Origin of the sequence: Mycobacterium sp. 48b (assembly GCF_048282725.1) — a bacterium.
In the GTDB taxonomy this organism is placed as follows: Bacteria; Actinomycetota; Actinomycetes; order Mycobacteriales; family Mycobacteriaceae; genus Mycobacterium.
This window is the reverse complement of record NZ_JBLVUL010000001.1, coordinates 1,530,598-1,555,011: the sequence shown is the minus strand read 5'-3', so window position 1 is coordinate 1,555,011 and position 24,414 is coordinate 1,530,598. Positions and strand designations below refer to the sequence as shown.

Annotated in this window: 27 protein-coding genes; 16 read left to right on the top strand and 11 right to left on the bottom strand. The window is 67.3% G+C overall.

Going from position 1 to position 24,414, the window contains the following annotated elements:
• Positions 1-121 precede the first annotated feature (121 nt).
• Both ACNQR1_RS07185 and phoU read left to right on the top strand, forming a co-directional pair.
• Positions 122-2,530, top strand: a complete 2,409-nt coding sequence (locus ACNQR1_RS07185) for an LCP family protein (RefSeq protein ID WP_418045080.1) — start codon at positions 122-124, stop codon at positions 2,528-2,530.
• Positions 2,531-2,615: 85 nt separating this feature from the next.
• Positions 2,616-3,287 carry a phosphate signaling complex protein PhoU gene (gene phoU / locus ACNQR1_RS07180; RefSeq protein ID WP_036447562.1) on the top strand — a complete coding sequence of 224 codons (672 nt, stop codon included), beginning with the start codon at positions 2,616-2,618 and terminating at the stop codon, positions 3,285-3,287.
• Between the two features lies 1 nt (position 3,288).
• On the opposite strand, the gene ACNQR1_RS07175 is transcribed toward phoU, so the two are convergent.
• Positions 3,289-3,807, bottom strand: a complete 519-nt coding sequence (locus ACNQR1_RS07175) for a MarR family winged helix-turn-helix transcriptional regulator (RefSeq protein ID WP_418045078.1) — start codon at positions 3,805-3,807, stop codon at positions 3,289-3,291.
• Between the two features lie 81 nt (positions 3,808-3,888).
• Between ACNQR1_RS07175 and ACNQR1_RS07170 the strand changes: the two genes are divergently transcribed.
• On the top strand, positions 3,889-4,863 hold the full coding sequence (locus ACNQR1_RS07170) for a quinone oxidoreductase family protein (protein WP_418045076.1): 975 nt from the start codon (positions 3,889-3,891) through the stop codon (positions 4,861-4,863).
• An 18-nt stretch (positions 4,864-4,881) separates the two neighbouring features.
• Here the strand turns inward: ACNQR1_RS07170 and pstB are convergent, their stop codons facing one another.
• The 6 genes from pstB to ACNQR1_RS07140 all read right to left on the bottom strand — a co-directional run bounded on the left by pstB (position 4,882) and on the right by ACNQR1_RS07140 (position 10,607).
• A complete protein-coding gene (gene pstB / locus ACNQR1_RS07165; RefSeq protein ID WP_003884662.1) occupies positions 4,882-5,658 on the bottom strand; it encodes a phosphate ABC transporter ATP-binding protein PstB in 777 nt (258 codons plus the stop codon).
• Between the two features lie 9 nt (positions 5,659-5,667).
• Positions 5,668-6,582, bottom strand: coding sequence for a phosphate ABC transporter permease PstA (pstA, locus tag ACNQR1_RS07160; RefSeq protein ID WP_418045074.1), 915 nt, complete (start codon positions 6,580-6,582; stop codon positions 5,668-5,670).
• The gene (pstC, locus tag ACNQR1_RS07155; RefSeq protein WP_418045072.1) at positions 6,579-7,634 is read right to left on the bottom strand and encodes a phosphate ABC transporter permease subunit PstC; all 1,056 of its coding nucleotides are present in this window, start codon (positions 7,632-7,634) and stop codon (positions 6,579-6,581) included. The genes pstA and pstC overlap by 4 nt, the downstream gene beginning before the upstream one ends.
• A 54-nt stretch (positions 7,635-7,688) precedes the next feature.
• Entirely contained in the window at positions 7,689-8,816 is a 1,128-nt protein-coding gene (gene pstS / locus ACNQR1_RS07150; protein WP_418045070.1) for a phosphate ABC transporter substrate-binding protein PstS, read from the bottom strand.
• Between the two features lie 121 nt (positions 8,817-8,937).
• Positions 8,938-9,816 (bottom strand): mycothiol synthase, encoded by an 879-nt coding sequence (gene mshD / locus ACNQR1_RS07145; RefSeq protein ID WP_418045068.1) that lies wholly within the window; start codon positions 9,814-9,816, stop codon positions 8,938-8,940.
• Entirely contained in the window at positions 9,813-10,607 is a 795-nt protein-coding gene (locus tag ACNQR1_RS07140; RefSeq protein WP_418050306.1) for a winged helix-turn-helix transcriptional regulator, read from the bottom strand. The genes mshD and ACNQR1_RS07140 overlap by 4 nt, the downstream gene beginning before the upstream one ends.
• A 163-nt stretch (positions 10,608-10,770) precedes the next feature.
• On the opposite strand from ACNQR1_RS07140, the gene lmeA reads away from it, so the two are divergent.
• The 9 genes from lmeA (at position 10,771) to ACNQR1_RS07095 (ending at position 15,595) form a co-directional block, all read left to right on the top strand.
• Positions 10,771-11,586 (top strand): mannan chain length control protein LmeA, encoded by an 816-nt coding sequence (gene lmeA / locus ACNQR1_RS07135; RefSeq protein ID WP_418045066.1) that lies wholly within the window; start codon positions 10,771-10,773, stop codon positions 11,584-11,586.
• Positions 11,583-12,005, top strand: coding sequence for a thioredoxin family protein (locus ACNQR1_RS07130; protein WP_418045064.1), 423 nt, complete (start codon positions 11,583-11,585; stop codon positions 12,003-12,005). Before lmeA ends, ACNQR1_RS07130 begins: the two co-directional genes overlap by 4 nt.
• A gap of 29 nt (positions 12,006-12,034) precedes the next feature.
• Positions 12,035-12,124 (top strand): Ms5788A family Cys-rich leader peptide, encoded by a 90-nt coding sequence (locus tag ACNQR1_RS07125; protein WP_350222965.1) that lies wholly within the window; start codon positions 12,035-12,037, stop codon positions 12,122-12,124.
• 91 nt (positions 12,125-12,215) lie between these two features.
• Positions 12,216-12,698 (top strand): DUF4395 domain-containing protein, encoded by a 483-nt coding sequence (locus tag ACNQR1_RS07120; RefSeq protein WP_418045062.1) that lies wholly within the window; start codon positions 12,216-12,218, stop codon positions 12,696-12,698.
• A 47-nt stretch (positions 12,699-12,745) separates the two neighbouring features.
• Positions 12,746-13,582: a sulfurtransferase gene (locus ACNQR1_RS07115; protein WP_418045060.1), complete on the top strand. Its 837-nt coding sequence runs from the start codon at positions 12,746-12,748 to the stop codon at positions 13,580-13,582.
• A gap of 1 nt (position 13,583) precedes the next feature.
• Positions 13,584-13,886: a DUF1416 domain-containing protein gene (locus ACNQR1_RS07110; RefSeq protein ID WP_003884652.1), complete on the top strand. Its 303-nt coding sequence runs from the start codon at positions 13,584-13,586 to the stop codon at positions 13,884-13,886.
• A gap of 258 nt (positions 13,887-14,144) precedes the next feature.
• Entirely contained in the window at positions 14,145-14,828 is a 684-nt protein-coding gene (locus ACNQR1_RS07105) for an FABP family protein (RefSeq protein WP_418045058.1), read from the top strand.
• On the top strand, positions 14,828-15,079 hold the full coding sequence (locus ACNQR1_RS07100) for a hypothetical protein (RefSeq protein ID WP_418045056.1): 252 nt from the start codon (positions 14,828-14,830) through the stop codon (positions 15,077-15,079). The genes ACNQR1_RS07105 and ACNQR1_RS07100 overlap by 1 nt, the downstream gene beginning before the upstream one ends.
• A gap of 84 nt (positions 15,080-15,163) precedes the next feature.
• Positions 15,164-15,595: a hypothetical protein gene (locus ACNQR1_RS07095; protein ID WP_418045054.1), complete on the top strand. Its 432-nt coding sequence runs from the start codon at positions 15,164-15,166 to the stop codon at positions 15,593-15,595.
• Between the two features lie 249 nt (positions 15,596-15,844).
• Here ACNQR1_RS07095 and ACNQR1_RS07090 read toward each other — a convergent pair whose 3' ends face one another.
• Entirely contained in the window at positions 15,845-16,723 is an 879-nt protein-coding gene (locus ACNQR1_RS07090) for an aminodeoxychorismate lyase (protein WP_418045052.1), read from the bottom strand.
• A gap of 131 nt (positions 16,724-16,854) precedes the next feature.
• Between ACNQR1_RS07090 and ACNQR1_RS07085 the strand changes: the two genes are divergently transcribed.
• The gene (locus ACNQR1_RS07085; RefSeq protein WP_418045051.1) at positions 16,855-17,949 is read left to right on the top strand and encodes a YgfZ/GcvT domain-containing protein; all 1,095 of its coding nucleotides are present in this window, start codon (positions 16,855-16,857) and stop codon (positions 17,947-17,949) included.
• A 266-nt stretch (positions 17,950-18,215) separates the two neighbouring features.
• Entirely contained in the window at positions 18,216-18,389 is a 174-nt protein-coding gene (locus tag ACNQR1_RS07080) for a DUF3073 domain-containing protein (protein WP_082449106.1), read from the top strand.
• A gap of 82 nt (positions 18,390-18,471) precedes the next feature.
• Here the strand turns inward: ACNQR1_RS07080 and purM are convergent, their stop codons facing one another.
• Together purM and purF are read right to left on the bottom strand one after the other, a co-directional pair.
• Complete coding sequence (purM, locus tag ACNQR1_RS07075; protein WP_418045049.1) at positions 18,472-19,563, bottom strand: phosphoribosylformylglycinamidine cyclo-ligase; 1,092 nt, start codon at positions 19,561-19,563, stop codon at positions 18,472-18,474.
• A gap of 84 nt (positions 19,564-19,647) precedes the next feature.
• Entirely contained in the window at positions 19,648-21,180 is a 1,533-nt protein-coding gene (purF, locus tag ACNQR1_RS07070; RefSeq protein WP_418045047.1) for an amidophosphoribosyltransferase, read from the bottom strand.
• Between the two features lie 211 nt (positions 21,181-21,391).
• On the opposite strand from purF, the gene ACNQR1_RS07065 reads away from it, so the two are divergent.
• Positions 21,392-22,744, top strand: a complete 1,353-nt coding sequence (locus tag ACNQR1_RS07065) for a DoxX family protein (protein WP_418050305.1) — start codon at positions 21,392-21,394, stop codon at positions 22,742-22,744.
• A 2-nt stretch (positions 22,745-22,746) separates the two neighbouring features.
• On the opposite strand, the gene ACNQR1_RS07060 is transcribed toward ACNQR1_RS07065, so the two are convergent.
• Complete coding sequence (locus ACNQR1_RS07060; protein ID WP_418045045.1) at positions 22,747-23,133, bottom strand: sterol carrier family protein; 387 nt, start codon at positions 23,131-23,133, stop codon at positions 22,747-22,749.
• A gap of 18 nt (positions 23,134-23,151) precedes the next feature.
• On the opposite strand from ACNQR1_RS07060, the gene ACNQR1_RS07055 reads away from it, so the two are divergent.
• Positions 23,152-24,357, top strand: coding sequence for an MCE family protein (locus tag ACNQR1_RS07055; protein WP_418045043.1), 1,206 nt, complete (start codon positions 23,152-23,154; stop codon positions 24,355-24,357).
• The last annotated feature ends 57 nt before the right edge of the window (positions 24,358-24,414 follow it).

The following is a 24,414-nucleotide window of genomic DNA, read 5'->3' as shown; positions in this document are numbered from 1 at the left end:
CCGGCACAGTGCTGCTAGAAGAGATGAGGAGAAAAACCTCAGCAGCACCCAAGTCACACCGCGGGAACGATGCGCACCGACGCGCACGCGCGAGTTCGAAGAGTCGGAGGCCGGTAAGGACATGAGTGACGGTGATAACGCCACTCCCGGCCGTCGGCACCGCTCGCCGGAGGATTCGTCGGACAACCAATGGATTACCCGATCCCGGCAGCCTTTGCCAGGCGCCGCGCCGTGGGAACGCCAAGACGGCCCATCACCCGATGATTCACCGCTCGATGAGCCCACCGGTAGCCACGCCGACGGGGTAACTGTCGCCGATCTGATCGCCAAGGTCGCCGGGACCGGCTTCACCCCCACGCGGCACCGGCTGGAGCCCGACGACGTGGACGACGCAGAAGCCGACGCGGCGCCGGAACCGGAGCCGGAACCAGAGCCAGAGCCCGCGTACGTCTTCGAGGCCGAGCCGGAACCGGAATTCATCCACGAGGCCGAGCCAGAGCCGGCCTATTTCGAAGAAGAAGAACCGGATCCCGAGCCCGTGTACGTCCGCCCGCACGTGCCCGATCCGACGGACGTTATCGAAGCGGTACGGATCGATCCGGAAGACGACGAACCCCAGGATTTCGGCGAGGCCGAGGATTACCCGGAGCACTTCGACGACTCTTTCGACGAGCCCTTCCACGAGTCGTTCGAACACGAACCGCTCGAGGACCCGTTCGCCGAGCCGATCGACGCGCCGTCCGAGGACTCGCTGGAGCACCACGAGGCAGAGACCGACAACACCGACACCGACGTTTTCCCGGCCCTGCCTGCGGTCTACGAATACGAGACACCCCAGCAGCGCCCAACTACATGGCGGGCCGGCCGGGTGCCCCCGGACGAGCACGATCCCGACGAGACCACCGTGATGGACCCGGTGCGGCCGCCGCTCGACCGCCGGGTGATTCTGGCCGGCCGTTCCGCCGCCGCGATCCTCGCGGTCCTCACCCTGGTGCTCACCGGCGGGGCCTGGCAGTGGCAGTCCTCGAAGAACAACAGCCTCAACAAGGTCGCGGCGCTGGATCTCAACTCGCGCGACATCCTCGACCCCAACGCCCAGTTCGGCGACGAGAATTTCCTGATCATCGGCACCGACAGCCGGTTCGGCGAGAACGGCGGCATGGGTGCCGGCGGCACCGAGGACGCCGGCGGGGCCCGATCCGACACCATCATGCTGGTGAACATCCCGGCCAACCGGGAACGCGTCGTCGCCGTGTCGTTCCCGCGCGACCTGTCCATCACGCCGATGAAATGCGAACCCTGGAACGCCGAGACGGCGACCTACGGTCCGCTGTACGACGAAGAGACCGAGACCTACGGCCCCGACGAGGTCTACACCGAGACCAAGCTGAACTCGGCTTTCGCCTTCGGCGGGCCGAAGTGTCTGGTGAAGGTGATCCAGAAGCTGTCCGGGTTGTCCATCAACCGGTTCATGGCCGTCGACTTCTCCGGCTTCTCGAAGATGGTCGACGCCCTCGGTGGGGTCGAGGTGTGCAGCACCACGCCGCTGGAGGACTACGAGCTGGGCAGTGTCCTGCCCAATGCCGGACGTCAGATGATCGACGGCCACACCGCGCTGAACTACGTGCGGGCGCGCCAGGTGACCACCGAATACAACGGCGACTACGGGCGCATCAAACGCCAGCAGCTGTTCTTGTCCTCGCTCCTGCGAGCGCTGATCTCCCGGGACACCTTCTTCTCGCTGAACAAGCTGAACAATGTGGTCAACATGTTCATCAGCGACAGCTTCGTCGACAACATCAAGACCAAGGACCTGGTCGACCTCGGCCAGTCCGTCCAGGGCGTGAACGCCGGCCGGATCACCTTCATCACCGTGCCGACCGTCGGTTACGCCGACGAATACGGCAACGAGGTCCCCCGCACCGACGACATGCGCGCCCTGTTCGACGCGATCATCAACGACGACCCGCTACCCGGTGAGAAGAACCCGGACAACACCCCGGTGCCCGGCACCCCGGAGTCGGCGACGTCGTCGGTACAGGCTGCCGCGCCGTCGGAGACACCCCAGTCCACCGCCCCGGCACCCGCGCCGGCCACGTCCGACAGCGGTGAGATGGTCAACGCCGTCACCACCGAGCCGCAGCAGGTCACGGTGCAGGTGTCCAACTCGACCGGCGAGAGCGGCCTGGCCTCCACGGCGGCCACCGAGCTGCAGGAACACGGCTTCAACGTCAACACCCCGGACGACTACCCGAGCACACTGCCTGCGACCACGGTGTTCTTCTCCCCCGGTAACGAGGAGGCGGCGGCGACAGTGGCCAGCTCCTTCACCAACCCGACCATCGAGCGGGTGACGGGCATGGGCGATGTCGTGCAGGTGGTGCTGGGGTCCGACTTCAACAACGTCAACCCGCCGACCCCGAGCGGGTCCGAGGTCCAGGTGCATGTGCTCAAAGGCACCGGGAGCAGCCCGACGCACCTTCCCGAGGACCTGAACGTCACCAACGCCGCCGACACCACCTGCGAATAGTCCGGCGGCCCCGAGCGGACGGCATTCACCGTTCGTTCATCGTTGCATCGTGACTCCGGGCCCGCTGACCGCCTAATCTTGCAGCATGCGTACCCATTACAACGAGCAATTGCGTTCACTTACGGACCAACTCGGCGAGATGTGCGAGTTGGCGGGTACCGCCATGGAGCTGGCCACCCAGGCCCTCTTGCAGGCCGATCTCGCACTCGCCGAGCAGGTCATCAGCGACCACGAGAAGATGACCACGCTGAGCACCCAGGCCGAGGAGTCTGCGTTCGTGTTGCTCGCGCTCCAGGCGCCCGTGGCCGGTGACCTGCGCTCGGTGGTGGGTTCCATCCAGATCGTCGCCGACGTGGACCGGATGGGCGCATTGGCCCTGCATGTGGCCAAGATCGCGCGTCGCCGTCATCCTCAGCACGTGCTGCCGGAGGAGGTGAACGGCTACTTCGCGGAGATGGGCCGGGTTGCCGTGGAACTGGGGCATGCCGCGCGCGAGGTGCTGCTCACCCAGGATCCGGAGAAGGCCGCCCGGATCCAGGAGGAAGACGATGCGATGGACGATCTGCATCGCCACCTGTTCTCGGTGCTGATGGACCGGGAGTGGAAGCACGGGGTGACCGCCGCGGTCGACGTGACGTTGCTGAGCCGCTTCTACGAGCGGTTCGCCGACCATGCCGTCGAGGTGGCGCGGCGGGTGATCTTCCAGGTCACCGGCTCCTACCCGGCTGACGGGGATTCGGTTTCGTCGAACCAGTGACTCAGGGCCGGTCAGCGGGCGGCACCAGACGGACACCGTCCTTGTGCGCCCCGGCCAGGTCCCCCAGCACCCTGACCAGCACCTCTAGGTCCGCGCCGCTGTAGCGCAGCAGGAAATCGCGGGTTCCGCGGTCCATCTCGTCGTGCAGTTTGCGGTGCAGTTCGGCGACGATTTCCCCGTCGGCGGTCAGGCCGAGTTCGATCTCCTTGCGGTTGCCGGGTACCGGTGTGCGAGCCACCAGGCCGGCCTCGACGAGCCGCTGCACGTGCTTGGAGACGGTGCCCTTGAGCCGGCCGGAGCGCGCCGCCAGCCCGACCACGCTGACCGGACCTTCGGCGATCTCGGCCAGCAGGTGCATCGACGACGTCGGCAGCGTCCGCACCAGTGTCTGCAACCGCTGAGGGCATCCGGCTGCCATGAAATCGCGCTCGGCGTCGCCCTCCCCGTCATTCCCGAGCCGGTCGCCCACCGTGGCCATCAGCCCGGTGATGGCGTCGATCAGCTCAAGTTTGGTTTTCACGGAAACCATCTTGCCACCCGAGGAGGTGCCGAGTAGATTGTTTCCACAGAAACCATATCTTTGGAAACCATAGGAGTCGCCATGAAGGCCGCACTGGTCACCGAATGGGGCCGGAACCCCGTCCACACCGACGTTCCCGAACCCGAGCCGCGTGACGGCGCCGAGGTGGCCACCGTCGAAGCATCGGCGCTGACCAACCTCACTCGGGCTCTCGTGTCAGGAAAGCACTACGCCAGCAAGGAGATTCAGCTGCCGACCATCCCCGGTGTCGATGGAGTGGTCCGGCTGGGCGACGGGAGGCGGGTCTACGCGAACGCAGCGGCCCCCTACGGCATGCTGGCGCAGCGCACATTGGTGCACCCGCTCGGCGGTGTCAACGTTCCCGACCACGTGGACTCGGTGACGGCCGCGGCAATCCCGAACCCCGGCCTCTCAGCCTGGCTGGCCCTGTCATACGCCGCGGCAGTCAAACCCGGTGACCACGTTCTGGTGCTCGGCGCCACGGGCGTCACCGGCTCCGTCGCCGTGCAGCTGGCCAAGTCGGTGTTCAAAGCCGGCCACGTCGTGGTGGCCGGACGCGACACGGGCCGGCTGGAGTGGTTGCGGTCGGTCGGGGCCGATGACGCGATCGCCCTGGGTGCCGACGATGTGCCGGCGCGGGTCACAGAACTTCACACCGGGAAACCGTTCGACGCGGTGCTCGACTACCTGTGGGCCGAGCCCGCCACGCAGGTGCTGACCGCGTTGGCGGGCAGTCACCCGGCTGCGCACTACCACGCAACCCGGTTCGTCCAGATCGGGTCGATGGCCGGGCCGACGCTGAACCTCGACGCCGGCGTGCTGCGCGGCACCGGCATCACACTGTGCGGCGTCGGCATCGGCAGCGTGCCGCTCGACGTCCTGATCTCGGCCCGAACCGAGGCGCTGCCACGGTTGTTCGACATGGTCGCCGCGGGCGAGCTCGAATTACGCACCCAGGCAAGAGCATTGGCCGACGTCGAACAGGTGTGGGAACGGGCCGAGCCGTCAGGCACCCGCGTGGTGCTGACGCCCTGATCCCGGCCTCGGCCAGGGTCAGCCGAAGCGGCCCGAGATGTAGTCCTCGGTGGCCTTCTGGGTGGGGTTGGAGAAGATCTTCTCGGTGTCGTCGATCTCGATCAGCTTGCCGGGCTTTCCGGTGGCCTCGAGATTGAAGAACGCGGTCTGATCACTCACCCGGGCGGCCTGCTGCATGTTGTGGGTGACGATGACGATCGTGAAATCCTGCTTGAGCGTGGAGATCAGATCTTCGATGGCCAGCGTCGAGATCGGGTCGAGCGCCGAGCAGGGCTCGTCCATCAACAGCACGTCGGGCTGCACCGCGATCGCGCGGGCGATACACAGCCGCTGCTGCTGACCGCCCGACAGACCACCGCCCGGCTTGTCCAACCGGTCCTTGACCTCGTTCCACAGGTTGGCTCCGCGCAGTGAGCGCTCGGCGACCTCGTCGAGCGTCTTCTTGTTACGCACACCCTGCAGTTTCAGCCCGGCCACCACGTTGTCACGAATCGACATGGTGGGGAACGGGTTCGGACGCTGGAACACCATGCCGATGGTCTTGCGCACGCCCACCGGGTCCACCCCGGCTCCGTAGATGTCCTCACCGTCGAGCAGCACCGATCCCTCGACGCGGGCGCCGGGGATCACCTCGTGCATGCGGTTCAGCGTGCGCAGCACGGTCGACTTGCCACAGCCCGACGGGCCGATGAAGGCCATCACACTGCGCGGCTGCACCGACAGCGAAACCTCGGAAACAGCATGGAACGCGCCGTAGTAGATGTTGACGTCCTTGAGATCCAGCCGCTTGGCCATGGATAACTCCTACACCTTCTTGGGGGAAAAGAACTTGGCGACCGCACGCGCGCCGACATTGAGCAGGGCGACCAGCAGGATCAGCGTCAGCGCCGCTCCCCAGAGCCGGTCAGTGGGCACCGGGTTGGCCCCTGCCCCCGCCGAGATCTGGTCGTACATCATGCCCGGCAGCGATCCCATGAAGCCGCCGAACATGTCGAAGTTCATCGCCTGGGCGTAACCGACCAGGATCAGCAGCGGCGCAGTCTCACCCATCACACGGGCCAGCGCCAGCATGATCCCGGTGACAATGCCCGACAGCGCCGTCGGGATCACGATCCGGACGATGGTCTTCCATTTGGGCACGCCCAGCGCATAACTCGCTTCACGCAGGTCCATCGGCACGATGCGCAGCATCTCCTCGGTGGCCCGCACGATCACCGGGATCATCAACAGCACCAAGGACAGTGACACCGCGAACCCGGACCGGCCGAACCCGAGCGTGGCCACCCACAACGCGTAGATGAACAGCGCGGCGACGATCGAGGGCACGCCGGTGAGGATGTCCACCATGAAAGTGGTGACCTTGCCCAGCCGCGTCCCGCCGCCGTACTCGACCAGGTACACCCCCACCATCACGCCGATCGGAATGGAGATCAGCGAGCACACGAAGCCTTGCAGCAGGGTGCCGACGATCGCGTGATACGCGCCGCCGCCGGCGGTGAATGTCGTCATCCCGGCCTGCGAGTTGGTGAACCACGTGGGTGAGCTCAATGCGGCCCACCCCCGGATGATCACCGAGTACAGCACCCAGGCCAGCGGGATCAGGGCGACGAGCAACGAAAGGGTCACCAGCACCGTGGCGAAGTGGTTGGTCAGCTTGCGGCGCAGGCTCACGCCCTGGAACGCGGGAGCCTTGACCGGCCGCTCGAGAGTGGAGGTCATGAGCGCCCCTTTCCGGCGACCGCGGCGCGCGCCAGCGAGTTCACCACGAAGGTGAGGATGAACAGCACCAGGCCGGCGGCAATGTAGGCGCCCGCCTTGTACTGGTCGTTGAATTCGCTTGCAGTGGCGGCGATCTTGCTGGCGAAGGTGTATCCACCGTCGAACAGCGTCCAACTGAACGCGGTCTGGGTGCCGCGCAGGATGATCAGCAGGGCGATGGTCTCACCGAGTGCGCGGCCCAGACCGAGCATCGCGCCGCTGATGTATCCGGACAGCCCGAAGGGCAGCACCGTCGTGCGCACCACTTCCCAGCGGGTGGCACCCAGCGCCAGGGCGGCCTCGATCTGGCCGCGCGGGGTCTGGGTGAACACCTCGCGGGTGACTGCGGTGATGATCGGCAGGATCATCACCGCCAACACGATGCCTGCGGTGAAGATGGTGCCGCCGCCGGCCACCGAGGCGTTGCCGGTCTTGAACAGGAACAGCCAGTCCAAGTTCGTATTGAGCCACACGGCAAAGGGTTTGATGGCCGGGGCCAGCACGTACAGGCCCCAGACGCCGTAGACGATCGACGGCACGGCGGCCAGCAGGTCCACCAGATAGGCCAGCGGACCGGCCAATCGTCGCGATGAGTACTGCGTGAGGTAGATCGCGATGCCCAACGCCACCGGCATGGCCAATACGAGCGCGAACACCGAGACGAACACGGTCACCTGCAGCAGCTCGAAGATGCCGAAGTGCATCGCCGAGGTGTCGGTGGTGATCCAGTTGCCGCCGTAGAGGAAGAAGTTCTCCTCGTTGCGGGTCAGCGCGGGAACCGCGCGCCAGAGCAGGAACACCCCGATCGCCGCGATGAGCGCGACGATCAGGATGCCCGAGCCTTCGGAGAGCCCGCGGAAAATGCGGTCGCCGAGGCGAACCTTGGCTCCCTTGGACGGATCGGTGGAGATGGGTGCGGGTTCGGGGTGGGGCGACGCGAGCGTCTCCCCAGACCCCGAATCAGCTGGATTCGGCGATGTCACTGTTGTCCCGTCAGGGCCCCTGTTGGTCATATGGTCGGAAAACCCATCCTCGCCCAGATTCGTCCTCTAACGCCAGCCGGGCTACTAGGCGATGGCCTCGACCGAGGTCAGCAGGCGCTGCTTGAACTCGTCGGGGAGCGCGATGTATCCGGCCTGCGACAGGCTGGCCTGGCCCTCGTTGGCGGCCACCGTAAGGAAGGACTTGACGGCCGCCGCGGTGTCGGCGTCGTAGCCCTTGGAGCAAACGATCTCGTAGGTGGCCAGCACCAGCGGGTAGACCCCGGCGTCCTTGGAGGCGTAGAGCGCGTTCAAGTCGATGATGAGGTCCTTGCCGTCACCCTTGAACTTGGCGGCGCCCACGGCCTTGGTGGTCGACTGGTCGTCCAGCGCCACCGCGCCGGCACCGCTGTCGATCTGGGCGTAGGGCAGGCCGGCCGCGGCGGCCGGGCTCTTCTCGACGTAGCCGATCGATCCGGGGGTGGCCTGGACGGCCTGCACGACACCGGAGGACTTCTGGGCGCCTTCACCGGCACCGCCCTGGAACTCCTTGCCCGCACCCTTGGTCCAGGTCTGGGGCGCGGCCGCGGCCAGGTACTTCTGGAAGTTGTCGGTGGTGCCCGAGGAATCCGACCGGTAGATCGGCTTGATGTCCAGGTCGGGCAGGGTAGCGCCGGCGTTGAGCGCGGCGATCGCCGGATCGTTCCACTTCTTGATCTGGCCCTGGAAGATCTTGGCGAGCACGTCGGGGCTCACCACGAGCTTGTCGACGCCTTCGACGTTGTAGGCCAGTGCGACGGGGCCGAACACCAGCGGCAGGTTCCAGGCCTCGTTGCCGCCACAACGCTCGGCGGCCTTGGCGACCTGATCGTCCTTGAGCGCCGAGTCGGAGCCGGCGAAGTCGACCTGCTTGGCGATGAACTGATCCACGCCCGCACCCGAACCGGTCGGGTTGTAGGCCAGGTTCTTACCGGAGCAGACCTGGCCCCAGACCTTGTTGAACTCGGCAATGGCGTTCTGCTGAGCCGTCGAGCCCTCGGCCGTCAGAGAGTTCTTGCCGCCGCACTCGGCCGACGCGGACGAGCTGGTGCCAGAGGCCGCCGAGCTGGTGCTGCCGGTGTTGTTGTCGCTACCACAGGCGGTCAGCGTGAGGGCCGCGATCGCCGTCGCGGAAAGCGCGACACCGAACGGCTTGCCAATGCTGATGAGCTTCACTTGTCCCACTTTCAGTTGACGGCTTCGAACTCTCCGGCAACGTATTAGGCCCCAGTGGACGGCTCACGGACAGCAGGTGAATCAGCAGTGAATAGGTTCAGCGTGTTCACAGCTAAACGGGTTAACCGGCGGCGTACGCCACGTCGACGCCGAACACCTCAAAACCCAAGTTTCGGTAGGTCGCCACGGCCGCCGAGTTATCTGCCTCGACGTAAAGTAGCACCGTTGCCAGTGACCTGCCCGCCAGGTGGTGCAGACCGACCAGGGTGAGCACCGACCCCAGCCCGCGCCCCTGCGCGGCGGGGTCGACGCCGACGATGTAGACCTCGCCCAGTTCGCCATCGTGGGCCTTCGTCCAGTGGAAGCCGAGCAGCCCCCCGGTGCGTTCGTCGAACGCCTCGAAAAGCCCCTCGGGATCGAACCACGGCTCGCTGCGCCGCTCGGCGATCTCCTGTTCGGTCCAGCCGCCCTGTTCCGGGTGCCAGGAGAACGCCGCGTTGTTGACCCGCAGGATCTCGGCATCGTCACCAGGCCCGGCGTAGGTGCTGATCCGCACGCCCTCGGCGGCGCGCAGCGGCGGCAGGTCGGTCAGCGGGCGGCGCATCTGCAGCAGTTCGCGGACCGCCTTGAGGTCCAGCGATGCCGCCAGCGCGCGGGCCGCCTCGAGATTGCCGTGTGCCCAGATCCGTGTGCCGGCAGCTCCCTCGGCGAGCCCGGCGCGGGCCAGCGCCGCTCCGACACCCTGGCGTCTGGCCTGCGGATGTACCACCAGTTCAGCCATCGGCGGATCGTCCTCGCCGGCCGGGGCAAGGTTCAGATACCCGACGAGGTCTGCGCCGTCGGTGGCCAGGAGGTGGCGGGTGCGGTCGAGACCGAGCTCGCGCAGCACCTGGTCGCCTACCGGGGCGACGCCGTCGACCTCGGTCGCTGCGGCAATGAGTGCCCGGATCCCGGTCTGCTCGGCTTCTGAGAGCCCGGTCCGCCAGTCGAGTTGGATCACTGGCTGGGCAACCGCCCGGCCAACGGCTCGTCCGCGCCGTCTGTCGCCGGGTCGAAGTCGTCGTCGGCGTCGTCCTGCGCGGTCTCGGCGGCACCGCCCGCCTCGGCGGCGGTGTTACGACCGCGCGACGGGCGCACCGCCTTGTATCCGACGTTGCGGACGGTGCCGATCAACGATTCGTACTCAGGGCCGAGCTTGGCGCGCAGACGACGGACGTGCACGTCGACCGTGCGGGTGCCGCCGAAGAAGTCGTAGCCCCACACCTCCTGCAGCAACTGTGCCCGGGTGAAAACCCGCCCGGCGTGCTGGGCGAGGTACTTGAGCAGCTCGAATTCCTTGTACGTCAGGTCGAGGGGGCGCCCGCGCAGCCGTGCGGTGTAGGTGCCTTCGTCGATCGCGAGCTCACCGAGGGTGATCTTGCCTACGTTCTCCTGGTTGGCGCCGCCTCCACGCCGGCCCACCAGCAGCCGCAGCCGGGCATCGATCTCGGCCGGGCCGGTGCTGGGCAGCAGGATCTCGTCCAGGCCCCACTCGTGGTTGACCGCCACCAACCCGCCCTCGTTGATCACCGCGACCACCGGGACCGAGGTACCCGTGGTTCCCAGCAGCCGGCACAGGCCGCGAGCAGCCGCGAGGTCGGTACGCGCGTCGACGATCGCCACATCGGCACTGCCCGCTTCCAGCAGCGAGGACACCTCTGTCGGTGCTGTGCGCACGGTATGGGCAAGCAGGGTCAAGGAGGGCAGGACCGACTCGGGATGCGGGTCGACGGTGAGTAGCAGCAGATCCAACGGGTCCTCCGGCGCGCCGGCAATCACTTCACACGATCGCCCGGACCCCGATGTCCACACGGTCGGATTCATGACTGACATGTAGCCGTTACCGGCCTTTAGTGATCTAACGATAACGCCTCACCTGCTGATTAGCCGCGCCGAGCGCTTCGATCCGGTGGACGTGGGCGACAATGTGCCGGTGCGCAAACTGCTGATCGGGCTCACCGCGACCGTGACCGCGCTCGTCGTCGGGGTTGTCGGCACCGATTTCGGATCGGCGATCTACGCCGAATACCGGCTTGCCCGCAACGTACGCACCGCGGCCGGACTCAACTGGGACCCGTGGGTGGCCATCCTGGGCTTTCCCTTCCTCACCCAGGTCCGCAACCACCGCTACCGAGAGATCGAGATCCGCGCAGCCGGCGTCGACCACCCGGTGGTCGGCAAGGCCTCACTGGAGGCCACCCTGCACGGCATCGACATCACGGACTCGTCGTGGCTGATCCGGCCGGAGGCAAAACTGCCGGTGAAGAAGGCCGAAAGTCGCATCATCATCGACTCCACCCACATCGGCAGGTTCATGGGCATCGATGACCTGCTGGTGGAAGCGCCTTCGCGGGAGACCAACGACGCGACCGGGGGCACCACCGAGTCCGGCATCTCCAGCAGTCAGGGGCTGGTGTTCACCGGCACCCCTAAGCAATCCGGCCTGGACAAGCGCGTCAGCGTCGCGGTCGACCTGTCCTTCGCCGACGGCGACGACACCACCCTGGTGCTGACCGCCACCGGGATCCTGACCGGCCCGGGCACCGCCGACGAACCCGTGCCCGAGGACAAGACCGCGGCGGTGCTGTCGGAGTTCAGCCACACCATCTCCGGTCAGAAGCTTCCGTTCGGCATCGCCCCGACCACCGCGGGCGCGCGTGGGTCCGACGTGATCATCGAGGGCATCGCCTCGGGAGTAACGCTCGACCTGGCGGGGTTCAGACAGTCATGAGCTCGTCGATGCTGCTGGCGATCGTGGTGGTCATCGCTGCGCTCGGGGTGGCCTTCGTGATCGGTCGGCTGATCACGCTGCGCGCCGGCATGATCAGGGCAGGTGAGGAGGCCGCCGGCGTCGACACCAGCGATCTGGGGTTGTCGCACACCGGCCCGACCGTCCTGCATTTCTCTGCCGAGTGGTGCGGCCCCTGTGCGGGAGTGCGACGAGTGGTCGACCAGGTCTGCGCAGAGCTTCCCGCGGTTGCCCACGTCGAAATCGACATGGACGCCAATCCCGAAGCCGCCAGGCGGCTTTCGGTCCTTTCGCTGCCCACCACGATCATCTTCGATCGGGACGGGCGGCCCCGATACCGCACCAGCGGGGTTCCCAAGGCCGCTGACCTGCGCTCGGCGCTGGAACCGCTGTTGGCCTGACCCGCCGGTTATTGGGTAAGCTGTCGCTCGTGTCAGCCCGCCTTGAGCTTGTGCTCACCAAGCGCCGCGCAGTCGATCTGTGCCGCGTCGCGGGTTGCTGCTGTTGTTGTTGCTGTTGAGGGCAGCCGCGCGCTTTTGCGCGCCCGCTCGGGCCTTGTGCCCTGAGCCTGCACACAACCGGACCTTCGACAACAACAGGAGTTCGTTCTCATGTCATCGACATCAACCCAGCCCATCGCCGACAGTCGGCCTGCCCAGGTGGACGTTCGGGGACCACGGTTCGCGGCCTGGGTCACGACCGCGGTCCTGATCGCCACGCTGCTGGTCGCCGGAGTGAGTGAACCCGCGGCCGCCGCGCTGCTGGGCGCCCAGGCGCTGGTGTTCGCCATCGGCGCGGTCGGCGGCCCGCGCAAGCACCCGTACGGCCGACTGTTCGCCACGTTCATCGCACCGCGCCTGGCACCGGTCACCGAGCGCGAGCCGGTGCCGCCGCTGAAGTTCGCCCAGTTGGTCGGCTTCGTGTTCGCCGTCGTGGGCACCGCCGGGTTCGCCTTCGGCATCACCGCACTCGGCCTGACCGCCACCGCCTTCGCGTTGGTGGCGGCCTTCCTCAACGCCGCCTTCGGCATCTGCCTGGGGTGCCAGCTCTACCCGCTGGTGGCGCGACTACGTCGCGTCCCCAGTCCCGCATGACACCCGCCTGACAAACCAAATCTGAAGCAACCGAAAGGAATTCGTACATGGCACGTTCCGACGTCCTGGTCTCGACCGAGTGGGCCGGGAACAACCTCGATACCCCCGGCGTGGTGTTCGTCGAGGTCGACGAGAACACCAGCGCCTACGACGACGAGGGGCACATCCCCGGCGCCGTCAAGCTCGACTGGAAAGACGATCTGCAGGATGCGGTCAAGCGTGACTTCGTCGACCAGCAGCAGTTCTCGAAGCTGTTGTCCGACAAGGGCATCAGCAACGACGACACCGTGATCCTGTACGGCGGCAACAACAACTGGTTCGCGGCCTACGCCTACTGGTACTTCAAGCTGTACGGCCACGCCGACGTCAAGCTGCTCGACGGCGGCCGCAAGCGCTGGGAGCTCGACGCGCGCCCGCTGGTCAAGGACGCCGTCAGCCGCCCGGCCACCTCGTACGCGGCCCAGCCCCTGGACAACAACATCCGGGCCTACCGCGACGAGGTCATCGCCGCGATCGGTACGAAGAACCTGGTCGACGTGCGTTCTCCTGATGAGTTCTCCGGCAAGATCCTGGCCCCGGCACACCTGCCGCAGGAGCAGAGCCAGCGGCCCGGGCATATCCCCGGCGCCATCAACGTTCCGTGGAGCAAGGCAGCCAACGAGGACGGCACCTTCAAGTCCGACGAGGATCTGGCCAAGCTGTACGCCGCGGCCGGCCTCGACGGCGAGAAGGAGACCATCGCCTACTGCCGGATCGGTGAGCGTTCGTCGCACACCTGGTTCGTGCTGCAGGAGCTGCTGGGACACCAGAACGTCAAGAACTACGACGGCAGTTGGACGGAATACGGCTCCCTGGTGGGCGCCCCGATCGAGTTGGGAAGTTGATATGTGCTCTGCACCTAAGCAAGGACTGACGTTGCCGGCCGGCGTCGACCTGGAGAAGGAAACCGTCATCACCGGTCGTGTGGTGGACGGCTCGGGCCAGGCTGTCGGCGGCGCCTTCGTGCGCCTGCTGGACTCCAGCGACGAGTTCACCGCTGAGGTCGTGGCCTCGGCGACCGGCGATTTCCGGTTCTTCGCCGCTCCGGGCACCTGGACGCTGCGCGCCCTGTCCCCCGCGGGCAACGGCGACGCCAGCGTGGCCCCGACCGGTGCGGGCATCCACGAGGTCGACGTCAAGGTCGCCTAGCGACGAAGGAGCCAGGCCATTCAGCTCGGCCTGGTTCTCCGCTCGAACGTGGGCTTGTGTACGAGGATTTGCACGTATCTCGCACACAAGCCCACGTTCGGCGTGTATAGGGCGCCCCGACCCGGGGCGCCGACACCCTCGACTAGGAACTAGACTCACTCCCGTGGTGCTCTTCTTCGAGATAATGCTCGTCGCGGCCGTCGTGGTCATCACGTGGTTCGCGTTGTACGCGCTGTACCGCCTCGTCACCGACGAGTCGTGACCTCCGACCGAGACATTCCAGCCGAGGCCTCCGTCCCGGAGCCGGGCTCGGGTGACCGAGCCGTAGCGGCAGCCGCCGAACGGGCCAAGGCCACGGCTGCCCGTAACATTCCGGTCTTCGATGACCTCCCGGTGGCCGCCGACACCGCCAACCTGCGCGACGGCGTCGAACTCAACGACGCGCTGCTGGCGCTGTTGCCGTTGGTCGGCGTCTGGCGCGGTGAAGGCGAAGGCCGCGACACCCACGGTGACTACCGGTTCGGTCAGCAGATCGTGGTGTCCCACGACGGCGGCGACTACCTGAACTGGGATTCGCGGTCCTGGCGACTGAACGATGCGGGCGAATACGACTCCCCCGGGCTGCGTGAGACCGGCTTCTGGCGCTTCGTGACCGATCCCGATGATCCGACCGGCCGGGACGAGTCACAGGCCATCGAACTGCTGCTGGCCCATTCGGCCGGCTATGTCGAACTCTTCTACGGCAAGCCCCTCACCCAGGCGTCCTGGGAGCTGGTCACCGATGCACTGGCCCGCAGCAAGTCCGGGTTGCTGGTCGGGGGCGCCAAGCGGCTCTACGGCATCGTCGAAGGTGGCGACCTGGGCTACGTCGAGGAACGGGTGGACGCCGACGGCGGTCTGGTACCGCATCTTTCGGCCCGACTGTCACGGTTTGTCGGCTGATGCGCCGGCCGATCATCGCGGCAGGTCTGCTTGCCGCAGCAGGGTTCCTCGGTGCGTGCTCGTCGGAAGGGCCGCAACCGGCTCCGACCTCACCGCCGCCCGAGCACGGGACGTACGCGCACTGCCTGTCCGAGCACGGTGTGCCCTCGGCGCCCGGCCCGGTCGCCGGCCCACCTGCCGGGGTCGACGATCAGACCTGGCAGCAGGCCACCGAGGCGTGTTCGACATTGGCACCGGGCCCCAGCAGCTAGTTGCTCGCCGCCGCGCGTCGCCGCACAGCGGACACATAGCCGGCGAATAACCGGCGCTCAGCGGGGTCTCATACGGTCAACCCCGTGAAACATATTCTGCGAACCGCCTTTTCCGGCCTGGCCGCGCTCGCCGTGATCGGCTCCGCCGCTGCCTGTTCCTCGGCCGAGTCGACCGATTCCCCGGCTCAGTCGGCATCCGCTTCGGCGTCGTCCTCGGCATCGCCTGCAGAATCGGCGCCGTCCACCGCGTCGGTGACCCCGGACGCGTTCGGTGAGTGCATGCAGGAGCACGGGATCCCGGCCCCGCCCGAGGGCGCACCCGGCGCACCGGGCGGGCACGGACATCATCCGGCCGGCCCGCCGCCGGGTGACGGTGACGGCCCTCCGCCTGGGGCTCCCGACGGTCCTCCGCCAGGTGACGGCTCAACTCCGCCCCCACCGCCCGGGGTCGATCAGGCTCAGTGGGACGACGCGATGCAGGCCTGCCAGTCACTGGCACCACAACCGCCACGGTAGTAACAGATTCGGCCTGCCCTGGATATGGGGCGGCCCCCGAGCCGTGGTACTTGGTTGGACAGACCGAGGGGCTCGGGGGCCGGGTGGCTGCGGGGAATTCGCCAGCGCGCGCAGGCAATACCCCGGCGCTGCTAGCGGGCAGCCACCTCACATGTCCATAAGTCACTCAATTTGACGGACCACCTCCTTCCCTGTGTGCACACGAAGCTACCCCCGTCCGCGCACCCCGACAAGCGATTTATCCGCAGCTCAGCGATCGCTGACGATTGCCGCGTCGACCAGGCCGGATATGTCGGCAGCCAAGGGCGCAGCACGCAGCGGCTGCCCGTCCAGGGTGTGCACCCGGGCCGCGAGGGTGATGCTGGAAACCAGCCAAACACCTTGCGCTGTAAGGAGATCCGCCGGCTTGAGGGCGCGGAAGTCGCAGTCGTAGCCTTTGTTGCGAGCCACCTCGAACAATGCCTGTTGGGTGGTGCCACGCAGGATGGGATACCAGGGCGGCGGGGTGAGCAACAGCGGCTGGCCGTCGTCACCTTCTGCTGCGATCACCACGGTGGAACGCGGCCCTTCCAGCAGGTAGCCGTCGGAGCTGACGAAGATCACGTCACCGGCGCCCTGTCGTTCGGCATGCCGCAGTGCGGCCATGTTCACCGCGTAGGACAGGGTCTTGGCGCCCGCGGCCAGCCACGGCATGTCGCCGGCATCGAGGGGCAGCCCGCGGTCCAGGGTGATCGCCGCCAACCCTTCCCGGCGCACCCCGGCCACCCGGTCGGGCAGTGCGCCGATGGTGGCGAATGCAGTCGTCGGTCCGCCGCTCTCCCGCCCGCGGCTGTACACCAGGCGCAGCACACCGTCGCCTTCGTGCTCGGCGGTCCAGCGCGCGGCTCCCAACGCGACCGCCGCCCGCCAGGCGTCCAGATCGGGCTGAGGCAGGTCGAGCATCTTGGCGGACTGGGTCAACCGCCCCAGGTGCGCCTCCAGCAGGCAGGGCCTGCCGTCACGCACCAACAGCGTCTCGAAAACCCCGTCTCCGCGCACGGCGGCCAGATCGTCGGCATGCAGCAGCGGGGCGTTGGGGTCGTGGAGCTGGCCGTCAAGAGTGACCAGTACGGCAGGTTGGCTCGCCATGGGGCCAAAGCGTAGCTGCGTCGATGAGCCGCTTGCGCGAAGAGCGTTCAAGATAGATGAGCCGCTTGCGCGAAGAGCGTTCAAGATAGATGAGCCGCTTGCGCGAAGAGCGACGAACGTAGAGTTGGCCTATGACTGCACTACCGCCAGCAGTGCCCGCACCCGAGGGCAACCCGGACGCCGGGGCCGTGTGGCATTACGGTGATCCGCTCGGCGAACAGCGGGCCGCAGCGGGTGCCGCGGTCCTGGTCGACCGGTCGCACCGGGCGGTCCTGACCCTGACCGGCAAGGACCGCCAGACGTGGCTGCACAGCATCTCCAGCCAGCACGTCAGCGCATTGCCGGACGGCGCGGTCACCGAGAACCTGAGCCTGGATCTGCAGGGCCGTGTCGAAGATCACTGGATCCAGACCGATCTCGGCGGCACCACGTATCTGGACACCGAGCCGTGGCGGGGCGAACCACTGTTGGCGTACCTGCGGAAGATGGTGTTCTGGGCCGACGTGCAGATCGAACCCGCGGACATGGCGGTGCTGTCACTGCTGGGCCCCGGGCTTGCCGATGAGCAGGTCGTCACGGCCCTGGGCTGCGCGGAATTGCCGCAGGAGGCGACGGCGGTGACATTGCCCGGCGGCGGGTTCCTGCGCCGGCTGCCCACCCCCGGTATCGAACTGGACCTGGTGGTGCCGCGGGAGTCGGTCGCCGACTACACCCGGCGGCTGACCGACGCCGGGGTGCGGCCGGCCGGCGTCTGGGCGTACGAGGCGCACCGGGTGGCGTCCGGGCGCCCCAGGTTGGGGGTGGACACCGATGAGCGGACCATCCCGCACGAGGTCGGCTGGATCGGCGGACCAGGCGTCGGCGCCGTCCATCTCGACAAGGGCTGCTACCGGGGACAGGAGACCGTCGCACGGGTTCACAACCTGGGCAAACCGCCCAGGATGCTGGTGATCCTGCAGCTCGACGGCTCCTCCGACCGACCGGTGACCGGTGACGCGGTCACCGCGGGCGGGCGCACCGTCGGCCGCATCGGCACAGTCGTCGAGCACGCCGACGACGGCCCGATCGCATTGGCCCTGGTCAAACGGGGCCTACCGGCCGACACCGAGCTGATCGCCGGCGCCGAGGCACAGGCACCCGCCGTCATCGACCCGGATTCCCTGCCGGAGGCCGATGCCACCGCCGGCGCCGGGCGGGCCGCGGTCGAGCGCCTTCGGGGGCGTTAGGCCGTGGAACTGCACACGAGCACGTAAACTCACTCGGTCACCGACGACGTGACGACCGTCTCAGGCGCGGGGTTCCGCGATCCTGGTGACGGTCGTGCCGCTGTGCAACGACGCACGGCAGCCAGACCCCCGGCCGCTCACCGTGAGGCAGGGCCTGACAGCACTTCGCGGGCGGGCACGGTAAAGTGTTGGCAGGACAATAAAGACACACAGATCGGAGCCGCCTAGCTATTGGGCCGCTCCGTTATTGCGCGAGGGGGTCCCCCATGGGCCGCGGCCGGGCGAAGGCAAAGCAGACCAAGGTTGCACGTGACCTGAAGTACAGCTCGCCGAATACCGACTTCAGTCAGCTCCAACGTGAGCTGTCGGGATCTCCCGATTCCGGTGACGCCAATGACGACGCCGAAGACTGGTCGGGCGAGGATGACTGGCGGCGCTGAGCCGTCGACACTCCGTTGTAGAACCTAGACACAGGTCGCGCTGACAGCGCACGTCGCTGATCAGCGCGACCTTGTCTACTTCCTAGAACCGCGGATGCTGTCCGACCAACTGGGCGCGCACACTGTCCTTGCCGCCCTTCTTCACGGTTCCCAGCGTCCAGCAGTCCAGGTGCCGTGCGGTCAGGATGGCCAGCGCGCGATCGGTGTCCTCCGGGGCGACGACCGCCACCATCCCGATGCCCATGTTGAACGTCTTCTCCATCTCGGCACGCTCGATGCGTCCGCGCTGGGCGATCATCTGGAACACGGGGGCCGGCGTCCACGTGCCGCGATCCAGTTCTGCGGTCAGGCCGTGGGGAACAACGCGCTCCAGGTTGCCCGCAAGGCCGCCGCCGGTGACGTGACAGAACGTGCGCACCTGCGTCTCGGCGGCCAGCGCCAGGCAGTCCTTGGCGTAGATGCGGGTCGGTTCCAGCAACTCCTCGCCGAGGGTGCGGCCGAACTCTTCGACGTGACCGGCCAGGTTCATCCGGTCGATCTCCAGGAGCACCTTGCGGGCCAGCGAGTAGCCGTTGGAGTGCAGCCCGCTGGATTTCATCGCGATGATCACGTCGCCGGGACGGACGCGGTCGGGTCCGAGCACATTGTCGGCCTCGACGACGCCGACGCCGGTCGCCGAGATGTCGTAGTGGTCGGGTTCCATGAGCCCGGGGTGCTCGGCGGTCTCCCCGCCCAGCAGTGCGCAGCCGGCCTGGATGCAGCCTTCGGCGATGCCGGACACGATGGCGCTCACCCGCTCCGGGACGGTGCGGCCGACGGCGATGTAGTCCTGCAGGAACAACGGCTCGGCGCCGCACACCACGAGGTCGTCGACCACCATCGCGACGAGGTCCAGGCCCACGGTGTCGTGCTTGTCCATGGCCTGTGCGACGGCCAGCTTGGTGCCCACCCCGTCGGTCGAGGCGGCCAGCACCGGCTCGCGGTACCCGCCGCGTAGGGCGAAGAGTCCGGCAAAGCCGCCCAGACCGCCCCTGACCTCCGGTCGGGTCGCCTTTGCGGCGAGGGGTTTGAAGAGTTCAACAGCGCGGTCACCGGCTTCGATGTCGACTCCGGCTGACGCGTACGAAATGCTGTTGTGTTCGGCGATGCCGTGCTGTTCGGCGCCCTTAGTCATCGCAAGCAAGGCTACCGCCCCGCCATTAGGGGGGTACAGCGCAGGAGGTGTTAAGGACACCTCAAGGACGCGGCGGCGGGAACGTCAGGGCCTGCGCAGCGCCGATGCGTTGTCGTTGGCGGACTGCAGCGGGACGCCCGTGCGGGCCGCGGTGGCCAGCATGTGCTCGACGACGTTCTTGCCGAGTGCGGTCTCCCCGGGCAGCTCGATCGGGTAGTTCCCGTCGAAGCAGGCCGAGCACAGGCGGGTGGCGGGTTGCTCGGTGGCGGCGATCATGCCCTGCTGGGAGATGTAGCCCAGGCTGTCGGCACCGATGGCGTGCCGCACTGCCTCCAGCATCTCGCCGGGGTGTTCGGCGGACGCGGCGTTGGCGATGAGCTCGGCCGGGGTGGCGAAGTCGATTCCGTAGAAGCAGGGCCACTTCACCGGCGGCGAGGCGATCCGGACGTGGACCTCCAGCGCTCCGGCCTCACGCAGCATGCGGACCAGGGCGCGCTGGGTGTTGCCACGCACGATCGAGTCATCGACGACGATGAGCCGCTTTCCGCGGATGACCTCGCGCAGCGGGTTGAGCTTGAGCCGGATACCCAGCTGCCGGATGGTCTGCGAGGGCTGGATGAAGGTGCGGCCCACGTAGGCGTTCTTCATCAGGCCCTGCCCGAACGGGATCCCGGACTCCTGCGCGTAGCCCACCGCAGCCGGCGTACCCGACTCCGGGACGCCGATCACCAGGTCGGCGTCGATCGGGTGTTCGCGGGCCAGGCGGCGGCCGATATCGACGCGCGTGGCGTGCACCGAGCGGCCCACCAGCGTGCTGTCGGGGCGAGCCAGGTAGACGTATTCGAAGACGCAGCCCTTGGGTTCGGGGTTGGCGAACCGGGTGGAGCGCACACCGTCGGCGTCGATGGCCAGTAGCTCGCCGGGTTCGATGTCGCGGACGAACGAGGCGCCCACGATGTCGAGCGCGGCGGTCTCGGAGGCCACCACCCAGCCGCGGTCGAGCCGGCCGAGCGCCAGCGGGCGCACACCGTGCGGGTCGCGGGCGGCGTAGAGGGTGTTCTCGTCCATGAACGTCAGGCAGAAGGCGCCGCGAACGGTGGGCAGCAATTCCAGGGCGGCCTGCTCCAGGGTCGCGTCGGCGGCGCCGTGGGCCAGGAGCGCCCCGAGGATGTCGGAGTCGGTGGTGGCGGTCGGCACACCCTTCATGTCGATCAGCCCGGCTTCACGGGCCCGGGCCGCCAGCTCCGCGGTGTTGACCAGGTTGCCGTTGTGTCCGAGGGCGACACCGGTCCCGGCCGCCGTGTTGCGGAACACCGGCTGGGCGTTCTCCCACGTGGTGGATCCGGTGGTGGAGTACCGACAGTGCCCGACGGCGACGTGGCCCGGCATGGCTGCCAGCGTCTGCTCGTCGAAGACCTGACTGACCAGACCGAGGTCCTTGAACACCAGGATCTGCGAACCGTCGGAAACCGCGATGCCCGCGGCTTCCTGGCCACGGTGCTGTAGCGCGTACAGGCCGTAGTAGGTGAGCTTGGCAACGTCTTCACCCGGGGCCCAGACCCCGAATACGCCGCACTCCTCGCGCGGTTCGTTCTCGTCGAGTTGCTGACCAGTCACGATAGGGCTGCTCCCGGGGCGGCGGTTGGTGACATAACCGAGTCTACGGTCCAGATGGGCCAACAAAAGAATCGAATGGCCGGTCTGGCACCGGCTTTTGCAACAACGCGCAACACGATCGCCATTCCCGCACCCGTCCGCCGCGGTGTGGCCGGCCACACCCGGATCCGTCGGGATAACCCCATCGACCCACTACATGCCAACGGCAAGGATGGATTTCGTGACGCGCCAACTCTCCGGGAAACCGGCAACCGATCCCCTCGATCCCGGCGCGGAGCCCCGGCCGCAACCGTGGCCGGAGGTGACGAAGATCGCACTCCGCTTCTGCTTCCTGTACTTCGGCTCGTTCTGTCTGTTGTTCGCGCAGATCACGTTCGCCTTCCTCGGGATCGTCGGCCACTGGCTGCCGGATCGGGCGGTGATGTGGCAGATGACGGTGCTGGGCCCGGCGGTGCGCTGGGTGGGCAGCCGCGTCTTCGGCGTCGAGGCGGTATTGCACCAGGACTCGGGCAGCGGCGATCAGACCGCGATCTGGGTGATGATGTTCTGCCTGCTGGTGTTCGCCGTCGCCGGCACTGCCGTGTGGTCGTGGCTGGACCGGCAGCGCCAGGACTACGCGAGACTGTGGGCCTGGTTCCTGACATTCGTGCGGCTGTGTGTGGCAGGCCAGATGCTGTTCTACGGCTTCGCCAAGCTCATCCCGACCCAGATGCCGGCCCCGCCGCTGGCCGCGTTGCTGCGCCCGTACGGTGAGTTCAGCCCAGCGTCGGTGCTGTGGCTGCAGGTCGGCAGCTCCTATCCGTACGAGATGACGCTCGGCGCGGTCGAGGTGCTCGCCGGGTTGTTGCTGTTCCTGCCACGGACCGGGACGCTGGGTGCCCTGCTCGGCGTGGCCAGCATGGCCCAGGTGTTCCTGCTCAACATGACCTTCGACGTGCCGGTAAAAATCCTGTCCGGGCATCTCCTGTTGATGGGTCTGCTGCTGCTCGCGCCGCAGTACCGGCGGATGGCCGACTTCCTGGTTCTGCAGCGCTTCACCGAACCCGCCGCCCAACCCGAACTGTTCGCCGATGCGCGGGCCAACGCGATCGCGACCCGTGTCCAGGCCGCACTAGGCATTTGGATGGTGGCCGGCTGTGTCCTGACCGGCTGGCAGAGTTGGAGTGAGTACGGCGGTGGCCGCGACAAACCCGACCTGTACGGGATCTGGACGGTGAGTCGCTTCGACGTCGACGGCAGAACGGCGCCGCCGCTGAACACCGATCAGTACCGCTGGCAGCGGGTCGTTTTCGACCTGCCCGAGGTCCTCACCTACCAGCGGATGAGCGGCGAGTTGGTGGATGCACCGGTCAAGGTCGACGGGAACGAGGTCACGGTGTCGGGGCCGGACGGTGCGCCGCTGGCCACCCTCACCGCGTCCCGGCCGCAACCCGGGCAGCTACAGCTGACCGGCGAGTTGTCCGGCCGCGAGGTGGCGATCTGGCTGGACCGGATGGATCTCGGCCAATTCACCCTGCGTAACCGGGGCTTTCACTGGGTGCAGGAATATCCCTACTTCCGGTGACCTCATGACCCGAGCGGCACCAACGGCAGCCACCGGGCCACCTCACCGGCCCGCGATCCCGACATCTGTACCGCGACACCGGCGTCGCCCAGATCGAGCAGTCCGGTCGCCAGCAACAACCATGTGCGCGGGTCGGTTTCCACGACGTTGGGGGGGTTGCCCCGGGTGTGGCGGGGCCCTTCGATGCACTGCACGGCGACAAACGGCGGCACCCTCACCTCGACGCTGGCGCCCGGAGCCACGGCTGCCAGGGTGCGCGCGGTCAGCCGGACCGCGTCGGCCAGTTCCGCGCGGGCGGGTTCGGTATGGGTGGGTTCGCGCAACCAGTCGGCCACGGCGGCGACCGCCACCCTGGTCTTTTGCGGATCGACACTGCCTCGCGCGGCCATGCCATAGAGTCTCGCAAAGTGTTTGCCGATCACCGTCATCCGCCGTATCGCACGGCCGGTGCAGTGCTTCTGGCGATCCTCGCTCTCGCATTCGGGCTGATCGTGGCGCAGTTCCGGGGCGCTTTCGAGCCCAAGACACCGCTGACGCTGCTGGCCTCGCGGGCGGGCCTGGTTCTCGACCCCGGCTCGAAGGTGACTTACAACGGGGTTCCGATCGGCCGGGTGGCCGAGGTGAGCGCCGACGGCGACCCGGTCCGGGCCCTGGTGCGGCTCGACATCAAGCCGAAGTACATGGACCTGCTGCCGGCCAACGTCCAGACCTCCATTCGGGCGACCACCGTGTTCGGCAACAAGTACGTCGCCTTCACCTCACCGGAACATCCCAGCCCACAACGGGTTTCGAACTCCACGCCGATCGACGTCACCGCCGTCACCACCGAGTTCAACACATTGTTCGAGACCGTCACCGCCATCACCGAGCAGGTCGACCCGATCAAGCTGAATCAGACGTTGGCCGCGACCGCCGAGGCGTTGACCGGGCTGGGCAGTGCGTTCGGGCAGTCGCTGGCCGACGGCAACACGATCCTCGACGATGTGAATCCACGAATGCCTGCGCTGCGCCACGACATCGCGGCCCTGGCCGATCTGGGCGAACGTTATGCGGCGGCCGGACCGGACCTGTTCGACGGCCTGGCCGACGCCGCGCGCAGTGCGGCCACCTTCAACTCCCAGCGCGGTCAACTCGACGCGGCGCTGGTCGCGGCGATCGGTTTCGCCGGGACCGGTTCCGACATCCTCGAGCGCGGTGGTCCGTACCTGCAGCGCGGCGCCCAGGACCTGATCCCGACGTCGAAACTGTTCGACGAATATCAGGGGCAGCTGTTCTGCACCATCCGCAACTACCACGACGTCGCGCCCGCCTTCTACGCGACGTTCGGCGGCGACAACGGATATTCGTTCGACAGCACGGGCACCTTGTCGAGCATCGGCGTGGGCAATGCCTACGTGTATCCGGACAATCTGCCGCGGGTCAATGCCAAGGGCGGTCCCGAGGGCAAGCCCGGCTGCTGGAAGCCGATCACCAAGGACCTGTGGCCTGCGCCGTATCTGGTGATGGACACCGGCCTGTCGATCGCGCCGTACAACCACGTCGAACTGGGCTCGCCGATCTTCACCGACTACGTCTGGGGCCGGCAGATCGGTGAGCCCACGATCAATCCGTGATCAATCTACGATCTTGATCGGGAGCGGACTTTGCGCGAAAAGGGGATTAGTGAACGC